General features: G+C 67.4%; 13 protein-coding genes. 3 read left to right on the top strand and 10 right to left on the bottom strand.

Translation table 11 applies throughout. The annotated features are described in order from the left end of the window. Window position 1: 1 nt before the first annotated feature. Both GKS42_RS22315 and GKS42_RS22310 read right to left on the bottom strand, forming a co-directional pair. On the bottom strand, window positions 2-607 hold the full coding sequence (locus GKS42_RS22315; RefSeq protein ID WP_154795821.1) for a LytR C-terminal domain-containing protein: 606 nt from the start codon (window positions 605-607) through the stop codon (window positions 2-4). A gap of 50 nt (window positions 608-657) precedes the next feature. Further along, on the bottom strand, window positions 658-951 hold the full coding sequence (locus GKS42_RS22310; protein WP_154795820.1) for a type II toxin-antitoxin system VapB family antitoxin: 294 nt from the start codon (window positions 949-951) through the stop codon (window positions 658-660). Between the two features lie 90 nt (window positions 952-1,041). Here GKS42_RS22310 and GKS42_RS22305 point away from each other — a divergent pair, with 90 nt between their 5' ends. Then, window positions 1,042-2,232 (top strand): alginate lyase family protein, encoded by a 1,191-nt coding sequence (locus tag GKS42_RS22305; RefSeq protein ID WP_168217956.1) that lies wholly within the window; start codon window positions 1,042-1,044, stop codon window positions 2,230-2,232. Here GKS42_RS22305 and GKS42_RS22300 read toward each other — a convergent pair. After that, entirely contained in the window at window positions 2,229-2,816 is a 588-nt protein-coding gene (locus GKS42_RS22300) for a GNAT family N-acetyltransferase (protein ID WP_154795818.1), read from the bottom strand. The two genes, GKS42_RS22305 and GKS42_RS22300, sit on opposite strands and share 4 nt — an antisense overlap. Window positions 2,817-2,937: 121 nt before the next feature. Here GKS42_RS22300 and GKS42_RS22295 point away from each other — a divergent pair, with 121 nt between their 5' ends. Then, window positions 2,938-7,194: an Ig-like domain-containing protein gene (locus tag GKS42_RS22295; protein ID WP_168217955.1), complete on the top strand. Its 4,257-nt coding sequence runs from the start codon at window positions 2,938-2,940 to the stop codon at window positions 7,192-7,194. Window positions 7,195-7,279: 85 nt separating this feature from the next. Further along, entirely contained in the window at window positions 7,280-7,948 is a 669-nt protein-coding gene (locus GKS42_RS22290; RefSeq protein WP_154795816.1) for a GntR family transcriptional regulator, read from the top strand. On the opposite strand, the gene GKS42_RS22285 is transcribed toward GKS42_RS22290, so the two are convergent. The 7 genes from GKS42_RS22285 to GKS42_RS22255 all read right to left on the bottom strand — a co-directional run bounded on the left by GKS42_RS22285 (window position 7,936) and on the right by GKS42_RS22255 (window position 15,399). Beyond that, window positions 7,936-8,751 carry an amidohydrolase family protein gene (locus tag GKS42_RS22285; protein WP_168217954.1) on the bottom strand — a complete coding sequence of 272 codons (816 nt, stop codon included), beginning with the start codon at window positions 8,749-8,751 and terminating at the stop codon, window positions 7,936-7,938. The genes GKS42_RS22290 and GKS42_RS22285 overlap by 13 nt on opposite strands. Then, a complete protein-coding gene (locus GKS42_RS22280; RefSeq protein ID WP_154795814.1) occupies window positions 8,748-9,689 on the bottom strand; it encodes an aldo/keto reductase in 942 nt (313 codons plus the stop codon). The genes GKS42_RS22285 and GKS42_RS22280 overlap by 4 nt, the downstream gene beginning before the upstream one ends. Further along, complete coding sequence (locus GKS42_RS22275; protein WP_154795813.1) at window positions 9,668-10,450, bottom strand: RraA family protein; 783 nt, start codon at window positions 10,448-10,450, stop codon at window positions 9,668-9,670. The genes GKS42_RS22280 and GKS42_RS22275 overlap by 22 nt, the downstream gene beginning before the upstream one ends. Beyond that, the gene (locus GKS42_RS22270) at window positions 10,447-12,390 is read right to left on the bottom strand and encodes a DUF8034 domain-containing protein (protein ID WP_154795812.1); all 1,944 of its coding nucleotides are present in this window, start codon (window positions 12,388-12,390) and stop codon (window positions 10,447-10,449) included. The genes GKS42_RS22275 and GKS42_RS22270 overlap by 4 nt, the downstream gene beginning before the upstream one ends. A gap of 2 nt (window positions 12,391-12,392) precedes the next feature. After that, window positions 12,393-13,247, bottom strand: a complete 855-nt coding sequence (locus GKS42_RS22265; RefSeq protein ID WP_154795811.1) for a carbohydrate ABC transporter permease — start codon at window positions 13,245-13,247, stop codon at window positions 12,393-12,395. Further along, the gene (locus GKS42_RS22260) at window positions 13,244-14,086 is read right to left on the bottom strand and encodes a carbohydrate ABC transporter permease (protein ID WP_232847798.1); all 843 of its coding nucleotides are present in this window, start codon (window positions 14,084-14,086) and stop codon (window positions 13,244-13,246) included. Before GKS42_RS22260 ends, GKS42_RS22265 begins: the two co-directional genes overlap by 4 nt. Window positions 14,087-14,253: 167 nt before the next feature. Then, window positions 14,254-15,399 carry an ABC transporter substrate-binding protein gene (locus GKS42_RS22255; protein WP_232848135.1) on the bottom strand — a complete coding sequence of 382 codons (1,146 nt, stop codon included), beginning with the start codon at window positions 15,397-15,399 and terminating at the stop codon, window positions 14,254-14,256. Window positions 15,400-15,604 lie beyond the last annotated feature (205 nt).

Here is a 15,604-nt window from a genome sequence, read left to right as displayed (position 1 = left end):
CTCAGCCGGTCGCCGTCGGGAGTGGTTCGCAGCCCTGCGGAGCAGGGATCACGACGGCCGGGTCGAGGAGTACCTCTTCGGCGGGCAGCAGCATCTCGAACCGAGCGCCGAGGATCACGTCGATGGTGGCGTCCGCACGCTCGTCGAGCACGATGGTCGATTCGGGGAACAGCAGCGCCACGCTGTAGGCCTGACCGAGCCCGGTGGGACCGGCGACGATCCGGGCGACCCCGGCGTAGCTGGACTCGGCGTTGGCCTGGGCGGCGATGATGATGCCGCGGGCCTGGAGCTCGGCGCCGGTCGTGCCGGCGAGGCCGCTGGTGGTGGTCCCGTTCAGGACGGTCGCCGTGATCTCGGCGAAGTTGATGTACGTCTGGCCCTCCGGCGGGCACGGGCCGGGGGCGGCCGTGGCCTCGGTGGGCTCGGGGGAGTTGATCGGGATGTTCACCGGCGTCGGCAGGATCCCCACCCACATGGCGCCGGCGGTCAACGCGATCACCAGCATCACCGCGATCAGGCCGCCGAAGATGATGGTCTGTCGCTGCTGCAGGTGCCGACGCCGGGCTGCCCTGGCCTCGGCGGCGTCGCGCACGCCATTGGTGCTCACGGAAGGAACCTAGCGGATACGTGGCTGCGGACCACGGAACTGTCCATGGCTCAGATCTCCAGGACCCGGGCGTGGAGCACGTTGCGCTGCTGCAGCGCGGTCCGTAGGGCGCGATGCAGTCCGTCCTCGAGGTAGAGCACGCCGCGCCAGGACACCACGTGGGCGAACAGGTCGCCGTAGAACGTGGAGTCCTCGGACAGCAGGCTGTGCAGGTCGAGGGTGGCCTTGGTGGTGACCAGTTCGTCGAGGTGCACCTGCCGGGGCGGGATCTGCGCCCAGTCCTTGGGCGTACTCAGCCCGTGGTCCGGGTACGGGCGCGCATCGCCGACGGCCTTGAAGATCACCAGGCGATCCTAAATGAGGTGACGGCCTGCGCCCTACCGGCACACGCGGGAGGTCAACGGATCCATGTTATGGGCGTAGCATCCATTTGCATGCCCACCAACGTACCGCCGCCCAGCCTGACCACGATGTCGTGGACCGTCCTCAGCGGTGCCCGTGAGGCCCTGCGGGACGGTTCTGCGGGAGAACCGCTGAGGAGCGCGCGGGACGCGCTCCTCGCTCGGGGGCAGGCGCTCGCGGGGCTCGCTCCGGTGACCGTGACCGACAAGCCGCACCCGGGCCCGTCGGGAGAGGTCCGCGACTTCTACGCGATCGGCAAGTACGCCTGGCCCGACCCGGAGCGTGCGGACGGGCTGCCGTACCTGCGCCGCGACTGCCTGATCAACCCCGAGTCGAACTCGGGCCGGTATGACAAGGCCCGCTACGACGAGATGGTCGAGCGGGTCCGGGTGCTCGCGCTCGGCGCGTTCATCGGTGACGACGCCGAGCTGGGCGAGGCCGCCGCCGCGGTGCTGCGGACCTGGTTCGTGGACCCTGGCACGTCGATGACGCCGCACCTGCGTCACGCGGCCGTGCTGCCGGGCGTCAACGACGGCGCGGGGATCGGCATCATCGAGGGTGCGGTGCTCGTCGAGGTGCTCGACCACGTGCACCTCCTCGAGGCGGACGGCCACTGGCGCGGCGCGGACCGCGACGGCCTGCGGGCCTGGATGGCGGACTACGCCCACTGGCTGCGCACCAGCGAGTTCGGGACGGCGGAGGGCCGGATGGTCAACAACCACGGCTCGTTCTGGCTCGCGCAGGTGGCCGCGGCCGCCGGCTACGCCGGCACCGCGACGCCCGAGGTGGTCGCCGACCTGGCCGAGCTCGGTCGCACGCACCTCGATCACCAGCTCGGCCCGGACGGCTCGTTGCCGGAGGAGATGGCCCGACTCGACGCGTGGCAGTACGCGACCTACGGGTTGCGCGCGCTCGCCACCGAGGCCCAGGTCCTCGCCGGGCTCGGGGTGGACCAGTGGGCGTACACCACGAGCGACGGGCGCAGCCTGCGCCTCGCCTACGAGTTCCTCCTGCCCTACCTGGGCGGCGCCGAGTGGCCCTACGCCCGGGTGGACCAGGCCGAGGACAACCACGCGGGAGACCACGCGATCGCCGCGGCCCGGATCGGGGCGATCGGCCTCGCCGACCCCCGCGTCGCCGACGCGCACCGACGTCTCGCTGCCACCGGCGAGCCGCGGCACGTGGTGCTTGCCGGCGACGCTCGACAGGGTGTGGACGCCTAGGAGTAGGCCAGGTAGCGGCCCGGCTTGCCCGGATTCTCGACCGTGAACCGCAGCTGCAGGTCGGTCTGACCGATCAGGCCGACCTGCTGGGTGAACTGTTCGTTGGTGACGAAGAGGTGCCCGCGCATGCTCCAGTCCTGCGCGAGCCAGGTCCGAAGTGCCTCGAGCAGCGCCCGGTCCGTCTCCGTCGCCAGTCGGGACCGGCGCACCCAGAAGTACACGGCTGCCTCGTACTCGTCCCAGCGCTGGTCGCCCACCGCGGTGATGCGCGCGTTGTCGAACGAGCGCCCATTCGTCGCCATCAGATAGACGCAGCCGAGGCACTCCGTGCCGGCCGGGTTCATCACCGTGTAGGTGAAGGCCCTGCCGTCGGCGTGCCGCTCCTCCAGCCCGACCAGGTCCTCCCGGTTCGCCTCGACGGTGAAGTCGTCCGCCGGCCACGTCGACTGCTCCCAGGCGCGCAGGTAGTCCCGGCTCTCCATCACGGCCGCGTAGTCCAGCTCGGCGTCGGCGGCGAGGATCGGCCGGAGGACGAACTCGTCCGTGGTCAGCCCGTCCGGGACATCGAGGCTTGCGAAGGGCACGTGGACCCACTCCCTACGTTGTTCAACTTTCTGCTCACGCTAGTGAGTGCTCGCTGGGGCACAAGCGAATATGACCCGCCATGTGCTCCGCCCGGCTCAGCCGGCCTCCGGAGGATACGAGGTGGGAACCGTGCTGCTGGGCCAAGGGTGGTCGCCGCATGACGATCGCAGCCAATCTACCCTCGATTATCGATTAGTGATAGCGTCGCCATCGCGGCCCACTCGGGCCGGGTCAACGACGATCGCCACCAACCGGGTGGCCGGAAGGGTCGGTATGTCAGCCATACTCAGGCGGCTATTCACGCTGCTCACCACGATCGCCCTCGGGCTGGGCGGACTCTGTGTGCCCGCACAGGCCGACGCCACGCCTCTCACGCTGTACATCGCGCCGGGTGGTGACGATGCAGCCCCCGGAACTCTCGAGGAGCCCTTTGCCACGCTCGAGGGTGCACGCGACGCCATTCGTGTGCAACGCTCCGAAGGTACCCTCCCCGACGGCCCGGTCACGGTCTACTTGCGTGAGGGCTCCTACCAGCGCACCCAGAGTTTCGAGCTCGGCCCGGAGGACTCCGGGACCGCGGAGGCGCCGATCACCTACGCCTCCTACCCTGGTGAGACGGCACGCCTGACCGGCGGACTCGAACTCGACCGCGGGGACTTCACACCGGTGACAGATACTGCGGTGCTGGACCGGATTGTCGATGTCGATGCGCACGACACCGTGCTCCAGCTCGATCTCGACGACGCCGGGATCACTGACTATGGCAACCTCAGCCGGCACGGGTACTGGCAGGCGAACGACCTCAGCGAGACTCCACCGATGGAACTGTTCGTCGAGGGGGAGGGCATGACGCTCGCTCGTTGGCCGAACAACGGCGACACCGTTCAGATGGGCGAGATCATCGACGTCGGCCCGACCCGCGAAGACGACGACCTGCACGACCGTGGCGGAACGTTCAGCTTCACCTACGACCGGCCTCAGTACTGGACCCAGGCCGAGGACATCTGGATGGACGGCATCTTCGGCTACTCGTGGGAGTGGTCGTACAACAGGGTCGCCTCGATCGACCTCGAGGCTCAGCAACTGACGATGCGCTACGGCGAGATGTCCGGGCTGATGAAGACCTGGTTCGAGGACTTCCATCACTTCGAGAACCTCCTCGAAGAACTGGACTCCCCAGGTGAGTACTACGTGGACCGCGATGCCGGCATCCTCTACTTCCAGCCCAACGCGGGCTTCCAGCACGGCACCGGAGCGGTCACCGTCTCGATGCTCTCGGAGCCGATGCTTCGCACCGACGGCGCATCGCACATCGTGTTCGACGAGCTCGTGCTCGAGTACGGGCGGGCGCTCGCAGCGGTGATCCTCGGAGGCGAATCCGTCACGATCTCGAGCAGCGACATCCGCAACTTCACTGATGGCGGCGTGTACATCAATTCTCCGGGCCGCTATACCTACGACGGTATCCCCGTGAACCGCGGAGGCATCGACCACACGGTCGTGGACTCGCACTTGGAGCACATCGGCGGGGTCGCCGTCGTCCTTCAAGGTGGGGACAAGACGCTGCTGACACCCGGCAACAACCGGGTGGTGAACACCCACATCCACGACTTCGCGTACTACCACCAGGCGTACAACCCCGGTGTGATGCTCGACGGCGTGGGTAACGCCGTGCTGGGCAGCGAGATCCACGACGCGCCTCACCCAGGCATCATCGTGCACGGCAACGACCACCTGATCGAGCGCAACGAGATCTACGACATCTGCAAGAGGTTCCAGGATCTCGGTGCGATCTACATGAACGCAGGCGAGACGCCACAGCAGCGTGGCACCGTGATCCGCGGCAACTACTTCCACGACACCGGAATCGGCCGGCTCGGTGTGGAGGGCATCTATCCGGACAACCTCACGATGGATCTGACCATCGAGGGGAACTACTTCTACCGGATGGGCAACGACGCCATCAAGAGCGGCTCCGGCTCATATATCACCGCCCGCAACAATGTCTTCATCGACACCTTCATCCCCTTCAACAACTATGAGATGTGGATGGGTGACGGCGAAGGCAACAAGGTCGACACCGACTACATGCCCAAGTGGATCGAACTGTTCGAGGAGAACAACGACTTCGTCGGCACCGCTTACGCAGAGCGCTACCCGGAACTGCTGACATTCTTTGACGAGAACCACTACTACCCGGACACGAACGTCTTCGAGAACAACGTGGTATGGAACCCGGGCCTGACGCGTTCCGGGGACGTGAACGCCGAAGGCGCCCGCGATGTCCACGCTCTGATGAACTACGCGAACAACTGGGTCACCGAGACCGATCCGGGTTTCATCGACTGGCAGGCCGGCGACTTCACGTTTGCAGAGGATGCGCAGGCGTTCGAGCAGATCCCCGGGTTCGAGCCGACCGCTTTCGGCGAGATCGGGACGCAGGGCACGGTGGGTCATCCCTCCTCGCCCACGCAGATCGACGTCTCCGGTGTCTACCTTCCTGCGGAGCAGCTGACCCTCCCGCTGGGTTCGTCGCAGTCGTTCGCCGCGCAGGTAGTGCCGTGGAACTCCTCCGACACCGGCGTGACCTACACGAGCAGCGACCCGGCGACCGTCGAGGTCGATGCGACCGGCACGGTGACGGCACTCGCCCCGGGTGAGGCAAACCTGACTGCCACCTCCGTAGCCAACGCTGCGGTCGTCGCCGTGGCCCGGGTCGTGGTGGTGGAGGGTGACGGCATCCTTCACTTCACGGACTTCGAATCCGGTGGCAACGACTGGCCTGTCGATCCGAACCGCAGCATCGTGGCCGATGGCGCCGGGAACCACGCGTACCGGATCGTCAACGGGGCGAACACCCAGCATCCGCGGCCGTTCAGCGAGTACACGCTTCGGTTCCAGCTCCGCACACCGGAGATCATGCCCGAGGGTGGGGTACTCGTGATCTACGACCGCGCCGGAACCGACCCCGGCGGCTTCATCGAGTATCGGCACGCCGAGACCGGTCCGCGGTGGAGGATCTACGACTCCGACTGGGCCGTGCTGGAGGAGGGCGTACTGGCTCCTGAACAGGCTCTCGACCCGAGCACCAACTACGAGGTCGCTCTGACGGCGGCCGCCACCGGTGTGACGGTCTCTGTCGACGGCACTGCCGTGGTCTCGGGACCGAACCCGAACCCCGGCGCCTCGGGTCGGGTCGGGTTCTACGTTTCGGGCTTCAGCCACCTCGACGTCGACGACGTCGCGTTCTCGCTGGTGCGCACGGCACCGGAGTCGATCACCATCGCCGAGACCGACATCGTCCTCGCTGCGGGCGGTAGCCGTCAGCTGACCGCCACCCTCACCCCGAGCGATGCCAGCGCCTCGCTTACGTGGGAGTCGGCCGATCCGGAGATCGCCACGGTCGATGCGCTCGGGCGCCTCCGCGCGGTCGCGCCCGGGGCCACCACGGTGACCGTCACGGTGGCCGAGGATCCCGCGATCAGCGCGAGTGTCACCGTCGAGGTGATCGAGGGCCAGTACGTGATCACGGACCTGACCGATGAGCTCTCGGACGTCGACGGGTGGGTCGGCGACGACATCGCCGACTTCGAGAGCGGCACGTTGCGCGTGACGAGCGAAGGCGTGATCGGCTACGAGGGCGCTACCTACGCCGACGGCCTGCTTCGTTTCAACGCCGCGTTCGGGGCGTTCGACGGCGGGTGGTACGGCTTTGCGGTCCGGTCCGACCGCGCGGGCACGCCGAGCTGGGTGGGCAGTAACAAGGGCTACCTCGTGGTGATCAAGGAGGACGTCATCGAGATCCAGAGTTGGCGACCCGGTCAGAGCATGCTCGACGTAGTGCCGAACACCGCGATCAGCCCCGAGAGCGACCACGTCATCGAGTTCGGCACCATGGCCACGGACGAGGGCATGGAGGTCGTGCTCCGTGTCGACGGCGTGACCGTCTGGAGCGGTCTCGACACCGGGACCGGTGCCGCGATCGCCGACGTCGGATACCTCAACGTCTACCACTACGCCGAGGTCAACGCGCTGACGCTCACGCCGGTCGAGGACGTCGGTCCCGAGCCGCCCGAGCACGAGACCGATGTCGACCTGCGGATCAGCGTCCGCTCGCAGTGCTGGGGCGACCAGGCCGTGGTTGCGGTGCACGCCGTCAATCTGACGGACCTGCCTGCCGACATCCGACTGACCACACCGTTCGGTGACATGAAGTTCACGGCGGTGCAGCCGGGCGCTGCGGTCTACCACGGGTTCGTCACGGGTGGCGCGTCGATCGATCCCGATGGCGCGAGCGTCGCGGGCTACTCGTGGCACGAGGACCACGGTCACTACCAGCGCGACACCGTGAACTACGAGGCGGTGAGCTGCGGCTGAATCGCCACCGAATGGGTGCTCCGGGTTGGTGGCCACGCGGCCCGGAGCACCCATTAGCGATTAGCGATAGCCGTAGACTGACGAGATGACGGAGACGACGACGGGACTCGCACGGGGGCTGCTCTCTGATCAGATCTACGACCTGATCAAGGACAGGATCAAGGACTCCACGCTCGTCCCCGGGCAGCAGTTGGTCGAGTCACAGCTCGCACGCGAGTGGAAGGTCAGCCAGGCACCGGTCCGAGACGCGCTGAAGCGGCTTGCTCACGAGGGTCTCGTGACGCACGAGCGCAATCGCGGCAACTTCGTGGCCGAGTACACCGAGGACGAGGTGCACCAGGCGAAGGTCGCACGGACCGCGCTGGAATCCCTCGCCGGCCGGTTGGTGTGCGGCAACCTCAGCAAGGAGATGCGCAGTCGGCTCGACTCCGCGATCGAGCAGATGCACGCGGCCGCTACCGAGCGCAACCTCAGCAGGTTCCGGGAGCTCGACTTCGCGTTCCACCGCACGGTGATCGAGGCGAGCGGGAACCCGTATCTTCCCCGCATGTGGGACATAATCGAGCCCAGCCTGCGGGCCACGCATGCGCTCGGCGACCCCGAGTTCCCGGGTGATTGGCACGAGGTCGCGGACTGGCACTGGAGCCTGCTGCAGGTGCTGCAGGGCGACGACGAGGCAGCCGCGGCCGACCTGTTCGCCCGGCACGCCGCCGGCACGCTCCTTGAGCCGGACGAGGACTCTCAGGCGAGATAGAGCCTCGTCGCCAGGCCCCGCCAGAACGAGTCCGCCTGCTGCGCCGTGAGTTCCGGCAGCGCATCCCGCGTACGTGCGAGCGTCTCCCGGTAGTCGCAGGTGCGGGTCGAGATGGGCCAGTCGCTACCGAACATCAGGCGCTCGATACCGAGTATCTCGACGGCATCCCGCACGATCCTCCGAACCCTCCCGTGGTCCGCGCCGGGCCGGTGCAGACCCGAGACCTTGGCGGCCACGCGCTCGTGGGAGGCGACGGCGCGGAGCCCCTGACGCCAGATGTCATCGGACTCGGCACTGCCGAGGCCGAGGTGACACACGACGATCGCGAGGTCGGGGTGCTCGGAGGCCAGCGCGGCGACCGCGGGGAGCTGCTCCGTGCGGATCAGCATCTCGAGCACGTGACCCGCAGAGGCCAGGCCGGCCGCAAGGTCGTGCACCCCCGGGACGTCACTGAGATCGGCGGCGCGACCAGGCACCGCGAGCCTGATGCCCGCGAGCGCCGGGTGGTCGAGCACTGCCTGTGCGGTGCCGGCCCACCGGTCGGGGCGCGGCTCGTACTGCGCCACGACAGCGGCCACCAGCGGATCGCGCTCCGCTGTTTCGAGCAGCCATCTCATCTCCTCGGGAGTGTCGGCGGCCTGGACGACGACGGCGCGCTCGGGCCGGTCTGCCGGGTCACTGTCGATCTCGGCGAGCAGGTCGTCGACGACGGCCCGACCGGGCAGGCCCTGTCCCTCGCGGAACCAGGACAGCGAGACCTGGCCGATATCCCACAGGTGAAGATGGGCGTCGACGAACCTCACGCCGCCGCCTCCAGCAGGTGCCACAACTCATCGGGGATCGGCGCCTCCAGGCCCAGCACCCAGTCATTCACCTCAGCGGCTGTTCGGGCTCCCACGACGACTGCCTCGATGCCCTCGTGCTGCAGCGGGTACCGGGCGGCAGCATGGCGGAGCTCGATCCCGTACTGGGCGCAGAGCTCCTGCATCGCCTTGGCCCGGGCAACGATCTCGCCGGATGCCGGGAAATAGTCGAAGTACGGGCTGCCGTCGGGATCGGCAAGCACACCGGAGTTCAGTACTCCGGCGGCGACGACTCCGACGCCCGCCACGCGCGCCGCGGGCAGCAGCGTCTCGTCTGCGCGCCGGTCAAGCAACGTGAGCCTGCCCGCTTCCATCACGACGTCGATCGGCGCCTCCCGCACGAATCGCGTCAATGGCTCCGTCCACACCATGCCGACCCCGATGGCGCGCACAATGCCCTGGGCCTTCAGCGCGTGCAGCGCCGGGATGGTGGACCGCAACGCCTCATCGACGTCGGGTGGGTCGTGCAGATAGAGCAGGTCGACGCGGTCGGTCCGAAGTCGGGTCAGGCTTCCCTCAAGGCTTCGCAGCACACCATCGCGACTGCCGTCGAAGATCGTGTCAGAACCCACCCGGCCGGACTCGACGATCCGGCCGCCGTCGTCCACCACGGCACGTCCCACTTTCGTGGCGATGACAATCCCATCGCGAGGGAAGCCCTCGAGCGCTCGCCCGAGCCGTTGCTCGCTGAGGCCGGCACCGTAGTGCGGGGCCGTATCGAAGAAGCGGATGCCTGCCTCGAGTGCCGCGGTGACCGTAGCCTGCGCGTCGGCCTCGGCGACCTCGGTGTAGAGGTTGCCGATCGGGGCGCACCCGAGCCCGCAGAACGCCTCGGACTCGGGGTCGCTCATCGGTCTCAGGACTGGACGGAACGCCATGCCTCGTACTCCTCGCGGCTGTCCTGCGTGAGCGGGTAGTAGTCGCTCAGCCTGGCCCCCTCTGCGAGTCGCTCCCGGCTGAACACCTCCCACTCCTCGTGGTCGTGGGCCGCAGTGGCGACCTCCATGGCGGCGGCTTGCGGGACGATCACAGCTCCGTCGTCGTCGGCGATGACGAGGTCGCCGGGAAGGCACAGTGCACCTCCGACCGCGACCGGCACGTCGTAGGCCCACGGGAACAGGTCGGACTGCGAGGCGTAGTGCGGCGTGGTCCCGGTGCTCCACACCGGCAGGTCGAGCTCACGGATGCGTCCCGAGTCACGGATGCACCCGTCGACCACGAGACCGACACCCCCCTGACTCTTCAGGTAGCTCGTCAGGATGTCACCCATGCATCCCGAGTGAGTGCTGCCATAGGCCTGCACCACCAGGACGTCTCCCGGTTGTACTTCCTCCAGCACCTTCCACAGCGCCGTGTGTCGCTCGGCGTACTCCTGCCCGGCCGACGATCCCAGGTCCTCCCGCTGTGGCATGAACTGCAGGGTGATCGCCGAACCCACCATGCGCTGCCCAGGACTCAGTGGGCGCGGCCCTGAGATGAAGGATTGGCGGATGCCTATCGAGTGCAGTTTCGCGCACGCGGTGGCGGTGGAGACCTGCGAAAGTGAGTCGCGCACGTCCGCGGAGACCCGCTCGTACGGTTCGCCGCGCACCGGCAGCGCTATCTGCGGTCGTGTCAGCTGGGTGGCGGTGTCGGTCATCGATTCCCCTGTTCGGATCGTGTGGCGGTGGAGGCATGTGCGCCTGCCGCGCGGTGGTGCGGTCGTTGCGTGCTGCGTGTGGTCGCGAGGGTGAGGCGGGTGCGGTGCGACGGCAGGAGCGTCACCTTCACGGCGCCGTCGACCTCTGCGCTCGACGAGACGGGCACTCCCGGTCGAGAGGTCTCAGCAGTCGACGGACCGGGGTAGTCGCCGCCGTCCTCGCCGTGGCTCTCCACCTGCTGCAGCCGGTGTTCACCGAACCGGCTGGCACGGATCAGCAACCGCCTCGTCCGGGTCGCTGAGAGGTTGACGAGCTCGACCTCGATGCGGTCCTGGGCGAGGCTGGTGACCAGTGCGGCGACATCCTGCGGCAGGCCCGCGCGGCCGCGGTCGAGGTCCTCGTAGATCAGAGCGGAAAACGGGAGACCACCGTTGTAGAGCGTCTGCGGCGTACCGGTGATCAGCTGCGACAGGACCTCGGTGACGACCGGGTTCACGCGCTGCCAGTAGTGCAGGTGAACGGTTGCCGGGTCCGGGTGCTCGGCCTCCATCACCGCCACGCGGCGAGCCACCTGACCCAGCGCCATCGAGAGGGCGCGGGCCGGGTAGTCGGGATCCTCGCCGTCGAGGTATGCGAGCCAGGGCGCATCGTGGCCGGACTCCATCTTGTCCCGGAACGGTTGGACGTCCCAGGCCGCCTCGGGCATGCCGTCGAGCACACGCTGTAGCCGGGTACGGTCCTGCTCCTCACGGGTCCACCACCACAGCCATAGCGGGAACTCCAACTGCATCGGCCCGAAGTCGAACCAGCCGTCCGTTCCGTGTCGGTGCGGGACCAGCAGCGCGGGCTCGTTGGCACCAGGGCCGTAGCGGGCGCGCCAGAACTGGCTGAGGCTGAAATTCGCCTCGGCGGGCGGCGCCGTGATCGCGTGCTCGAGAACGGTGTCCAACACGGTGCGGGTCACGTCGAGGAAACTGCTGTCGCCGCTGACCAGCGAGGCATTGAGTCCGGCGATCAGAGTGCCCGATGCCACCGAGTGCAACCCGTGCGGCCACGTCCAGCCGTAGTGGCCGCCGTACCAGCGACCGTCATGAAGGCCTCCCACGACGCCGTCGGGTGCCACGTTGTCGGGGATGAGCCCGCCGTTGAGCCTGGCCCGCTCGTGCCAGCCCTCGACATAGCGAGAGATCCATGACGACGCGCTCGGGTCGCCGTCGTAAAGCCACCTGTTGGCGACCAAGGAGGTCGCCGCAAGATTCACCGCGGTGTCTCCCTGGGCGCGATGCTGCAGGGCGAGGCCCATCGCTTCGGCGTTCGCAGGCGAACGGAGATCGTCCCAACTGCGAATGCCGGGCAGTCCGTGAAGCGGCAGGCCGTAGGGCTCCATCCACACGAGTTCGGCACCGTACGACTGCCAGGTCGGGTTGAGGCCCTCGAGGGCACCGCGAGCGCCGTTGTGCGGCGCCCGGATGATGTTGCGCTCGGCGTCGTAGTTGCCCCGCGTCGGATCGGTGTAGAGGTCGGCGAACCGTGCCGCTCTGCGGGCGAACTCAGGGTCCGAAGGGTCCGCGGCACAGAGCCCGTAGAAGAAGACGAGCGACTCACCCTGGTGGAACCAGTCGTAGCCGTTCTCGTACTGGTCGGTCAGCATGCCGGCCTCGGTGAGCTGCGCCGTCACACCCGACCAGTGGTGCTTGGCTGCGGCTAGCACCTCGTCGCTGCCGCCGAGCAGGTAGAAGGCGGGCCAGTTGAAGAACGGCTCGTAGAGGTCGTCGACGCCGTCGCGATCCTCGAAGCCGCCGCTGTAACGCAGACGACCATCCGGCTCGGTGTAGCGCTCGGCGAACTGGCGCCAGGCCGTCTCGATTGTGTCGAACAGGCGGCGTTGAAGCACAGCCCATGCCGGGATCTCCCGCATCGCCTCGGTGTGGATCAGCACGGTCATCCTTTCGTTGCGCCTGCGATGAGGCCACCGATGATGTGGCGCTGCATGAAGACGAAGAAGATCACGGCGGGCAGGATCGCGAGCAGCAGCGTCGGGAACACCACGGTGTAGTTGGTGGAGTACTGGCCGACGGCGGCGTACACCCCGGTCGTGACCGTGTAGATCCCTGAGCTCGGTCCGAGGATGATCTGTGGCGAAACGAAGTCGTTCCACACACTGATCGAGTTCAGCACCACGATGGTGGCCACGACCGGCTTCATGATCGGGAAGATGCATGACCAGAACGCACGGATCTGGCCCGCGCCGTCCAGTGCTGCTGCTTCGTCGATGTCACGCGGCACGGTGCGCAGGTAGGCACTGAAGAGGAAGATCGTGACCGGCAGCGTCGCTGCGGTCTCGAAGAGGATGAATCCGGGCACTGTGTTGATGAGGCCGAGGACTCTCAGGACGAAGACCACCGGGATCAGCGTGACCTGCCCGGGGATGAACAGGCCGGAGACGAACAGCAACAACAGGCCCATGTGCCACTTCTTGCGGCCACGTGCGATCACGTAGGCGACCGGTGCCGCCAGTGCGATGCCGAAGAGGTTGACGAGCGCCACGAACGCCAGCGTGATGCCGTACGCGCGCACCACGTTGAACTTCTCGCTCGTCAGTGCGGCCTGCAGGTACTCCCACGTGAAGGTCGACGGATCGATCAGCAGGGGCTGCTGGATGATCTCGGCCTGCGGCTTGAAGGCGCTGATCACCAGGATGTACATCGGGATCAGCATGACCAGCGCGATCGCGGCTAGCACCACCCACTTGAGCACTGCGCCCGGCAGCGTACCGCGGGCTCGAACTGCACTCATGCCGCCACCTTCCGCTCAGCGCCGCGCCTGGCCAAGGTGACGGTCAGTCCGAGCACCGCCGTCGCGATCAGCAGCACGACAGACTGCGCTGCCCCGAGCCCCAGGGCCGAACGCGCGAACGAGTCCTTGAGGATCTGGTAGACGACCGTCTGGGTCGCCGCGGCCGGCCCGCCTTCCGTGAGCGCCAGGACCACGTCGTAGACCTTCAGCAGACCGACGAGGGTGAGGACCAGGTTCACGGTGAGCACCGGCGCGATCAGCGGCACGGTGATGGAGCGGAACTGCTGCCAGCGGGAGGCACCGTCGACGGTGGCCGCCTCGTAGTACTCGGTCGGGACCGACTTGATGCCTGCGATGAACAGAATCATGTTGAAGCCGAAGCTTGACCACAGAATGGTCGCGATGACGCTCCCCTTGGCCCAGGTCGGGTCGATGAGGAACGGCAACGGCCCGATCCCGATGTGCCCGAGCAGCGCGTTGGCAACTCCGTTGGGCTGCAGCATCGCCGACCACAGGAACCCGATGATCAGCGAACTGATGATGTACGGGTAGAAGAAGATCGTGCGCAGCACCGTGTTCGCCCGGCCCGGTGCCGCGATCAGCACGGCGACGGCCAGTCCGATGATGTTGCACAGCACGGTGCCCGTTACCGCCACGATCCCGGTGAAGATCACCGCGTCGACCGTGCGGGGGTTGCGGAATGCGAACCGGTAGTTCTCTATCCCGATGAAATTGAAGTTGAGACTGTAGCCGTTCCAGTCGGTCAGGCTGAGCACGAAAGCCAGGATCATCGGGATGATGAACATCAGTAGGAAGACCACGACCGCTGGGCCTGCCATCACAAGGTCTGGCAGTCGCGACCGCAGGCTCTTGCGTCGTGGAGAGCGCACGAGCGGGGCTTCCGAGCCCTTCCCGGTCCCCGGTGGTGCTGTCACGGTTGCTGTCATCTCCTAGCCCTCCTGATCGAGCGTGGGCACGAGCCGACTCGACCCGTGCCCACGCCGGCTCAGCCTGCGTTCGCGGCGAACCAGTCGTCCATGGCGCTGTTCACGTCGGCACCAGCGGTACCGCCCATCAGTGCCTGGGTCTGCGTGTTCAATTCTTCGGAGTAGCCGCTGGGCAACCGCCGCTCGCCGTAGCCCTCTCCGGTCGGGGTGTAGGACGTGGCCGGGGTGTCGGAGACGATCTGGAACAGTTCGTCTCCGAGCGCGGTCGTCTCGTAGGCGTAGCCGTCGCGGAAGTTACCGTCCACCGCCAACTGGTCGACCACCGCGGTCTCGTCAGTGGTGAGGAACTCCAGCAGCAGGGCCGCTTCATCCACGCGGTCGCTGCTCGTGAGGATGCTGTACGGGCTCGCGATGTTGGCGCCCATCGCCGCGTCGCTCACACCATCGATGGCGGGCGCAGCGAAGACGCCGATCTCGGCCGGGTTCTCGGCCGCAGCCTCGGTGCCCGCGAACCAGCTGCCCATCGGGTAGATGGCGCTCTCGCCGGCGAGGAACGACTGCTCGGCGTCGGGGTACTGGATACCGAGCGCCTCGGTGGGGATGTAGCCCGCGGCAACCCAGTCCGCGTAGCGCTCGATCGAGGAACCGTACGTCTCGCTGAAGGTCGCCTCCCCACTGGACATGTTGGCGAACCAGTCGGGGTCCTCGCCCACCACGGTCGGCAGCGCCAGCGCCTGCAGCGCGTGGCTGCTCATCCAGTCACCACCGGTCTGGATGGGCGTCCAGCCCGCCGCCGACAGCGCGGCCAGCGCATCGTCCAGCTGCTCCACCGTGGTGGGCAGCTCCGTGATGCCGGCCTCGTCGAAGGCCGTCTTGTTGTAGAACATCAGGCCCTGCAGCTGCACACCAATGCCCGCCATGTAGTACTGGCCGCCGATTGTGTACTGCTCCGCCAGCGGACCGTTGGTGGCCCACTCGTATGCGGACAGGTCCACGAGCTCAGGTGCCAGGTCCGGGGTAGGGGGCAGTGACTGGACCACGTCGGGCGCATCACCCGCGGCGAGCAGGCGCGGAAGCGCAGCAGCCACGCCCTCGGCACCCGGGTTCTGGATCACGACATCGATGCCGGGGTTCGCGTCCTCGAACGGAGCCACCAGTTCGTTCCAGAACTCCTCGGTCAGGTTGGGGGTGACGTTGACGAGCATGCTCACCTCGACGCCTCCGTCGCCGTCGCCCCCGCTTCCCTCAGCCGGTGCGGAGCATCCCGCCAAGGCCACGGCAGCAACAGCCGCGACGGTCAGTACGGCGCGGTTTCTGATCATCGTCGATCCTCTCGAGTACGTGCCATCGTTAGCGGACCCGACCATAATCGATAATCGCTCAGAGCGCTAGTGGCGTCGTGGATCGGGT

Origin of the sequence: Occultella kanbiaonis, assembly GCF_009708215.1 — a bacterium.
Classification (GTDB): domain Bacteria; phylum Actinomycetota; class Actinomycetes; order Actinomycetales; family Beutenbergiaceae; genus Occultella; species Occultella kanbiaonis.
This window is presented reverse-complemented; position numbering and strand designations above follow the sequence as displayed.

What these genes read in the sequence shown, in the direction of transcription:
- GKS42_RS22305 (WP_168217956.1), top strand. Translation starts at nt 1,042, where the DNA reads ATGCCCACCAACGTACCGCCGCCCAGCCTGACCACGATGTCGTGGACC.
- GKS42_RS22265 (WP_154795811.1), bottom strand. Translation starts at nt 13,247, where the DNA reads ATGAGTGCAGTTCGAGCCCGCGGTACGCTGCCGGGCGCAGTGCTCAAG.
- GKS42_RS22260 (WP_232847798.1), bottom strand. Translation starts at nt 14,086, where the DNA reads ATGGCAGGCCCAGCGGTCGTGGTCTTCCTACTGATGTTCATCATCCCG.
- GKS42_RS22275 (WP_154795813.1), bottom strand. Translation starts at nt 10,450, where the DNA reads ATGACCGACACCGCCACCCAGCTGACACGACCGCAGATAGCGCTGCCG.
- GKS42_RS22280 (WP_154795814.1), bottom strand. Translation starts at nt 9,689, where the DNA reads ATGGCGTTCCGTCCAGTCCTGAGACCGATGAGCGACCCCGAGTCCGAG.
- GKS42_RS22255 (WP_232848135.1), bottom strand. Translation starts at nt 15,399, where the DNA reads ATGCTCGTCAACGTCACCCCCAACCTGACCGAGGAGTTCTGGAACGAA.
- GKS42_RS22290 (WP_154795816.1), top strand. Translation starts at nt 7,280, where the DNA reads ATGACGGAGACGACGACGGGACTCGCACGGGGGCTGCTCTCTGATCAG.